Below are 4,034 nucleotides of genomic sequence, written 5' to 3' on the forward strand. Positions count from 1 at the left end.
TAAAATATTTTTATAAGGAGTCGTTGAACACTGGTGAAAGGGGTATTGAATGAATACACGCGATTTAGAATATTTTATTGCCTTGACAGAAATTAAAAATTTTTCTAAAGTAGCTCATGAATTTAAGGTTAGTCAACCGACGATCACATTTGCCTTGCAACGACTCGAACGTGAGATGGATAGTAAATTAATTATTAGATACCGCAGTCAAGAGCTGACGATCACTGATAGCGGAAACCAATTATTGCTCCATGCTAAATCGATCATTAAGAACGTTCAGTTAGCTAAGGCTGAAATTGCCAATTTTAAGCGTGCAAAGTTAATATTGGGGCTTCCACCGACGATCGAAAACCATTACTTTGCTAAGGTCGCAGCGCGCTTGAAGCAGCATCACTTATTAGATAAAATTGAGACCGTTGAATTGGGTTCTGCTGCTACTTTGAATGCGCTTAAAAGCGGTCAGATCGATTTAGCATTGCTGGGCTCGGTTAATCCGTTGGAAGAAGCGACGATTATTTCAGAGGAATTTGATCGGCGTCCGTTCGCAATCTATGTCTCAAAAGACAATCCTTTGGCACAACAGCAGGGGGTGTTCTTTCAGGATTTAAAACGCGAGGCCTTTATTCTTTTTAAAAGCGGTTTTATTCATAATAATGTTATTAACGCGATGGCAAAACGTAATCACTTTCGGCCACAAATTATTTTTCGTTCCAGTGGGATTCATAGTATCTTGAACATGATTCGGGAAAACGTCGGAATTGGGTGTTTCACCACCCTTGTGTCTGATCGGAATCCAGATGTGGTCAAGGTCGACCTATTGGATCAAGATGTGCCTAGTTTCGTTACCAGCATTGTCTATCGACGTTCCCATCTTTTTAATCAGCTGCAATCTGAAATTTTAAATCAGATTAGGGCTGCTTTGATTAATAAATAGGAGGTGAAAAAATGAAGGGAGTAGTATCTACTAAATCAGGGCGTTTAGCAGACCTAAAAATTGAATCGGTACATCGCCCCGAACCAGCTCCTGATCAGGTGTTGGTCAGGGTAAAAAATTCATCCATTAACTACCTAGATTATTTTCGTTACGCTAAGCCTGAACGAGCTAGTCGAAAGGCACTTAATTTTAGAATGTTCGACCGCTTCGTGAACCCCGCAATCAATAAGATCATGGGTTGCGATTTTGCTGGCATCGTTGAGGGAGTCGGCACCGACGTTCGCGATATCCAAGTTGGTGATAAGGTGTTCGGAATCACCGATGACTTTCAATACGGAGCGTGGGCTGATTATGTTTGTGCGAACGAAAATAACGTTGCTTTTACGCCCTCAAATTTAAACTTTAGGGATTGTGCAGCCTTACCAATGGCTGCTGGGACTGCTGTTACCGCTGTGAACGGGGCCAAAATTGATTTTAATAAACGGGTCTTGATTATTGGAATCAGTGGTGGGGTTGGACAATTCGCACTGCAATACGCCAGCTCACTGGGTGGCGAGGTCACTGGAGTTTGTGCCACCGAAAATTTAAACGTGGCTGCCAATTTTTATTTAGCAGATTTGATCGAGGCGAAACCGAACTGGCAAAAGCAATTGAAGGGTAAATTTGATAGCATCATTGTGGTCAATGGGCATCGTTCGCCTAGCTACATTCGGCGCTTCTTAAATCCGAATGGTTACTACGTTGAAATCCATCAAGGAAAGCGCGGGATTGAAACGAATCCATTCGGCGACATGATGGAAGTCGGCTTTAGATGGTATCAAGGGCATTTTGAACACCTCTTTGTTAGACCCGATTGGCTTTGGAAAGTAGCCAATCTCGCTCAACGGGGCGTTTTGCATCCAGAAATCGATGCTACTTTTTCAGTGCGTTACATTAAAGATGCGATTAAGTATGCGATTAAAAATCCGATCGACGGTAAGATTTCGATCACAATGGATTTTGATGATCAAAAATATAATGAAGAACGCTAGCACCATTGGTTATCCAGTGGTGTTTTTGTTTGTCCTGCATCGAGTGTTGACAAAGAAATTTCGATGATTGATAATTGAAATAATTTTACATAATTTGATTGAAATGGGGAATCTAAATGCAAGTTGATTTACTAGTCAAGGGAAACAATGTTTTAAATGTTTACGCACGCCGATTTGAGGCGAATCAACTTTGGATCGATGGGGGCAAGATCATTGCGACTGGAGACCAGCCATTCACTGCCGAACAAACCTACGATGCTTATGATCAATACATTGTTCCAGGTTTTATTGATAGTCATGTTCACGTGGAAAGTTCTTTATTAGTCCCTTCCGAACTAGCGAAGGTCATTTTGCCACTTGGGACGACGACTATTTTTACCGATCCACACGAAATCGCAAACGTTGCTGGTGTGCCTGGGGTTCAATATATGATTGATGATGCGCGACAAACCCCTTTGGATGTCGATGTAATGTTACCATCATCAGTTCCTGCGACGCCCTTTGAAAATAACGGAGCAACCTTGAGCGCTGATGACTTACGTCCGTTTTATCGTGAACCAGAGGTCAAGGGGTTAGCCGAAGTGATGGATTATCCAGCCGTTTTAAAGCGCAGTCCTGGCATTATGGCTAAAATTAATGATGCTCTAAGCCTAGGCTACCAAGTTGACGGTCACGGGGCTGGTTTTAATCGTCAAATGTTAGATACATACCGTCAGGTGGGGATCAATACCGATCATGAAAGCGTGAACCAATCACAAATTGCAGCGCGTCTGGCGGAGGGCTTTAATATTTTCTTGCGTGAAGGGACCGTGGAACGTGATTTACAAAATACGATCCAAGTCGTTAATGAAGGCAATGCCCAACAATTTTCGTTTTGTACCGATGATAAGTTCGTCAACACCATCTTAGATGAGGGGGGCATTAATTACTGCGTCCGCCTTGCGATTGAGTTTGGTATTCGGCCCGAAACCGCTTATACGATGGCTAGTTATAATGCGGCGTTAGCACATCGGGTGCAGAATTTAGGGATGCTAGCCCCGAATGCCGCTGCTGATTTATTAATCGTTTCTGATCCGTATCAAGTTGATGTTCAACGGGTAATGAAGGCGGGACATTGGATTAAAGCACAAGATTTAGATACTAAACCACTTGCCTTTGCGGCAGATTCGGTTCATCACCACGTTACGAAAGCAGATCTGAAATTACCGTTAGTTGGCGAGCATCCAGAATGTAATGTGATCGGGATTCAAAATAATCACATTGAAACGGATCACCTAGTTTTACCCGTTCCAGTTCATGATGGGCAATTTAGTGCGGATCTAAAAAATGATATTTTGAAAATGGTCGTGGTGGAACGCCACCATGACTTAGGAACGGTAGGGGTTGGATTAGTTCACGGCTTTAACCTTAAATCGGGTGCGGTGGCGACTACGATTGCCCATGATTCACATAATTTAGTCGTTGTCGGAACGAATGATGATGCAATTTTTAGAGCACTGCAAGCTGTCACCAAAGTGGGTGGCGGCATTAGCGTGGTCGACGATGAAAAAGAATTGGCAACAATGCCACTGGCAGTCGGCGGGTTAATGTCTAACAAAGATTGGCAATCAGCCAGTGAGGATTTGACCAAGATTACCAATGCCTACCAACAAATTAGTGGTGCAATCGACTTTAATCCATTCATTACCCTCTCGTTTTTGACACTGACCGTCATCCCTACGATCAAGCTCACTGATCAAGGGCTCTATGACTTTGAAAAACAATCATTTATTAATGTACAAAATAAATCAAATCGCATAAAATAATTACTAAGGATTAGACTATCTACGATTAGTTTAATCTTTTTTATTTTCATTTATTAATTTGTAAATGCAAAAATAAATCAATAATCGTTAGACTGATATTTTGTACAAGACTAATCCTTTATTATTTCTTTAATATCAGCCTTTGATGGACTTTTTGTATAGTAAACTCCACGATAAAATGATAATATAATTACATAAACAAATATCAATTATAGTTCGAATCGATCTAGTTAATCGGAAAAGAAAGAAAGGGGCCTAATAATT

3 protein-coding genes are annotated in these 4,034 nt (G+C 41.4%); all 3 read left to right on the top strand.

From position 1 onward, the window contains the following. Positions 1-49 precede the first annotated feature (49 nt). The 3 genes from ACSYTJ_RS01115 (at position 50) to ade (ending at position 3,770) form a co-directional block, all read left to right on the top strand. A complete protein-coding gene (locus ACSYTJ_RS01115; protein WP_491717037.1) occupies positions 50-934 on the top strand; it encodes a LysR family transcriptional regulator in 885 nt (294 codons plus the stop codon). 11 nt (positions 935-945) lie between these two features. Further along, a complete protein-coding gene (locus tag ACSYTJ_RS01120; protein ID WP_491717038.1) occupies positions 946-1,965 on the top strand; it encodes an NAD(P)-dependent alcohol dehydrogenase in 1,020 nt (339 codons plus the stop codon). Between the two features lie 116 nt (positions 1,966-2,081). Then, positions 2,082-3,770 (top strand): adenine deaminase, encoded by a 1,689-nt coding sequence (gene ade, locus ACSYTJ_RS01125; RefSeq protein WP_491719947.1) that lies wholly within the window; start codon positions 2,082-2,084, stop codon positions 3,768-3,770. The last annotated feature ends 264 nt before the right edge of the window (positions 3,771-4,034 follow it).

The organism is Nicoliella sp. ESL1113 (genome assembly GCF_058509245.1).